3 protein-coding genes are annotated in these 3,578 nt (G+C 62.9%); 2 read left to right on the top strand and 1 reads right to left on the bottom strand.

Features of this window, described 5'->3' with window-relative positions; all coding sequences use genetic code 11:
- Window positions 1-144: 144 nt before the first annotated feature.
- A complete protein-coding gene (locus D1832_RS15475; protein ID WP_182434825.1) occupies window positions 145-291 on the top strand; it encodes a hypothetical protein in 147 nt (48 codons plus the stop codon).
- On the opposite strand, the gene D1832_RS14955 is transcribed toward D1832_RS15475, so the two are convergent.
- Window positions 258-1,214, bottom strand: coding sequence for a helix-turn-helix domain-containing protein (locus tag D1832_RS14955; protein WP_118915175.1), 957 nt, complete (start codon window positions 1,212-1,214; stop codon window positions 258-260). The genes D1832_RS15475 and D1832_RS14955 overlap by 34 nt on opposite strands.
- 118 nt (window positions 1,215-1,332) lie before the next feature.
- Between D1832_RS14955 and D1832_RS14960 the strand changes: the two genes are divergently transcribed.
- A complete protein-coding gene (locus tag D1832_RS14960; protein WP_182434826.1) occupies window positions 1,333-2,196 on the top strand; it encodes a DMT family transporter in 864 nt (287 codons plus the stop codon).
- Window positions 2,197-3,578: the final 1,382 nt, after the last annotated feature.

Raw genomic sequence — 3,578 nt, forward strand, 5'->3', positions numbered from 1 at the left:
ATGGGCATCCATCGCAGCCAAGAACGCTGCCTTCACCCCGCCAACCGACACAGTCCTCGCAACTCCCAAAAAGTCTGGGTGTTGCGAGGACTGCTAGAACCCGCCCAGTAGGTTCGGGGGCTTTGTCGTGACGTGAGGTGTTTCGTGAGTCGTCGGAGGGATCTGACGCACGACAAGGCGCGTCACCTTGAGCCGATGGGCGTGCTCGGGGAAGCTGTGGCGCGCGGGCGTCGGGACGCCGTCTACGTCGCCGCCGCTTACGCCTGCGTCGCGGAGTACAAGCTCCGGTAGGTAGCTGGACTCACCCCGACATCCCGTTGAAAATGCCGACGTAGGGTGCTCGCGTCGCCGAATCCGCTGTGCCGGGCGACGGCGTCCATGGGCAGATCCGTTGTTTCCAGGAAGTGACGTGACGCAAGGACGCGCTGGCCCGAGAGCCACGCGTGGGGCGTGGCTCCCACCTCGTCGACGAACCAGCGCGCCAAGGTCCTCTCGGAAACCCCTGCCTGACGTGCCATCGACGCCACCGTGTGAGGCTCCTCGAGGGTTCGCCCGACCGCGTCGAGCAGCGCTCCCAGGCCGCCGCCGACTCGTGCCGGTATCGCCTTGTCGATGAACTGTTTCTGGCCGCCGTCACGGTGAGGTGCGACGACCATGCGACGGGCGATCTTGGTCGCGACAGAGCTGCCGTGTTCGAGGCGGACGAGGTGGAGACAGGCGTCGATTCCTGCCGCGGTCCCAGCGCCGGTGATGACGTTCCCGGCTTGGGCGTAGAGCAGCGAATCATCCACGTGGACGCGCGGAAATCGGTGTTGAAGATGGGCGGCGTATCGCCAGTGGGTCGCCGCTCGGTGCCCGTCGAGCAACCCGGCCCACGCCAACGCGTACGTTCCCGAGCACATGGACAGGACGTAGGCCCCACGCTCAGAAGCTGAACGCAAGGCATCCAGGACGTCATCTCCGGGTGGCTCGTCCATCGAGGAACTGGGAACGGCCACAAGGTCAGCGGTCGCCGCCCCGTCCAACGTGGATGCTCCGGAGAGCGAGATTCCCGGGACGGTGGCAGCAACCGCAGCGCCCTGCGACGTGCAGATCGTGAAGTCGAACGCCGGGACACCTTCTTCAGTGCGGTCCACCCCGAAGACCTCGACGAGCACGCCCAGCTCGAAGGCCGCTACGGGAGATTGGGCGATGACAGCCACCGAGCGAAGCACGTTGCCAGTGTGGCAGGTTTTGCGCGGACCGTGTCATTTATGCCACTCGTACCGGTGCTGGCCAGAGCGCGACGGTTGGATCATGGCTACCGAACGGACTACTCCTCAGACTTCCGAAATGACCTCTGCCGAACGTCGCACGGGAACGATCCAGCTCGTCATCGCGATGGTGCTCTCCGGGACGATCGGCCTGTTCGTCCTCAAATCCGGTGCAGCACCGGTGACGGCCGCGTGGGCGCGTTGCGTCATCGGCGCGCTGGCGATGGGCCTCGTGTGCGCTCTGTGCGGCTACTTCCGCACCTCGGGGTACACCCCGCGCCTCGTTGGCATCGCGGTTCTCGGCGGACTCGCTCTCGTCGTGAACTGGGCGCTGTTGTTCGCGGCTTACTCGAAGACATCGATCGGCATCGCGACCGTGACGTATCACCTGCAACCCTTCATGCTCATCCTCGCGGCGCCACTGGTTCTGAAGGAATCCATCACTCGTCGACAGGGTGCCTGGGTGACGCTCGGTTTCGTCGGTCTCGTCCTCATCGCGCAGCCGTGGCACAGCGCTCCGTCATCGAACTACTTCCTCGGTCTACTCCAGGCGCTCGCAGCGGCAGCGTTCTACGCCGCAGCCACGCTGATCGCGAAGAAGCTGCCCGGCGTGCGTCCACACGTCACCGTTTTCGTGCAGATGATCGTCGGGGTCGTGATCCTCGCGCCGCTCCTTGAGTGGAGCCGGCTGGGTGACGAACTCATCGGAGGCTGGGCGTGGCTGGTGGGCCTCGGGCTGATCCACACGTGCGTCATGTACGTCCTCATGTATTCGGCGTTCCCGCGTCTCGAGGCAGTGACGATCGCCGTCCTAGGTTTCGTCTACCCCGTCGTCGCGCTCGTGGGGGACGTGACGGTCTTCGGCACGCGTCTGGGCGTCGCTGAAATCGCCGGCGTCGCAGCAATCTTGGCCGCCGGTGTGGGTAATGCCCGCCGCGCGTGAGGCACTGCTCATCGAGCCGAGCGGCAGCACCCTGAAACCGTCGCTTCGGTTGAAGAGTTCGTGACGTCCAACCCATCATCGTTGCGTTCCTGGCTGTAGCTGTCCTCCACGAGCGACTTTCCGGCTGGTGCCTGGCCTGGGGTGTCGTCGGTGTGGCCCGGGTCGTCCTGACGAAGAAGTGGAGCCTGCCCGCGGGCATCTCGGCGATCGCGTTGGCAGGTTGGGACTGTTGAACTGCCAGGTGACAGGTGTCAGACAGCCAAAGCTGCTGTTGCTGTCATGCCGGTTTCGAACTCGATCCGGGCCAATTGCCCGAGCCGGTCACGTCTGCCGCGATGGTGTTAGGTACGTTCGGTACAGGGCGTTCTTCTGCACAAGCGCGAAGAAGATCCCATGGCCGGGTTGTCGTTTACGAGTCTCTGGCGGCTGATAACTCGACCACTTCAGACTGGAAATCCTTCACTTTCGCTGGGGTGAAGCTCACGCCGCTGCGATGGTCGGAGATCCCGCCGCAATGTCGTTTAATATACCCGCTGCATGCGGTGGTGGTTCCCGCCAACTGAAGGTATCTCGCTATGTACCCCAGATAGAAAGTTCCTGTCGACGACGGTCTGAAGGTTACCTCCGCGGTTCCTGACGCGTTGGATCCAGCGGTACTTCTTACTGCGATATTGCTCGTTCCGGTTCCAGCATTTGCCCAAGGCGGGGAAAGGTCGACAGTCTGCCACTGTGGGAGGGCTGACATGAATCCCACGGTGAGTGAGATGTCTCCTCCATAGCTTCCTGTGGCAGCCCAAGGGACCGAAAGAGTGTAGGTACACCCCTTCGACAGCGTGAACCCCTGCCGCGTATAGGCACTGCGCCACGATCCAGCGGTGGTTGCGTCACCCTTAAAGAGAATCGAGTTTCCCGAAACCTGCGTCGACCCCCCCGCGTTGTAGTTGCACGAGGTTGAGTTGAGTGTCGTGTAACTGGTTCGCGGTTCAATCAGGTAACGAGTCACATCGCTGTCATCAGACTGGCGAAAATTTTTCCCTGGAGATCCATCCCAACTCCACGTGCTGCCGGTGATCGTGTGATCCCCGGTTGCGCTTTTGTTGGTGAATGCTGATCCCAGTGGTGCACTAACCGGAGCGCAGGACGGCTAAGCCGCGATCGCCGGGGCAAGAGCTCCAATGACGACACTAGGTGAAGCCCAGGCTACCCCCTTGGCGACCTGGCGCCGGCTTGGAACATTTGCAGAAACCGCGCGGCTCACGTTTTCCATGAGATTCATGGTAACCGGCTCTTCACGAACGAGGGTGTAGCGCGGGTCTGAACCCTCCGGCTTCGAGCAGCGACCGAGCGATGTAGTGGGTGAGGTTGCGGAAGCCGAGGGCGGA

Source organism: Dermacoccus abyssi (genome assembly GCF_003515945.1).
GTDB classification, from domain to species: Bacteria; Actinomycetota; Actinomycetes; order Actinomycetales; family Dermatophilaceae; genus Dermacoccus; species Dermacoccus abyssi.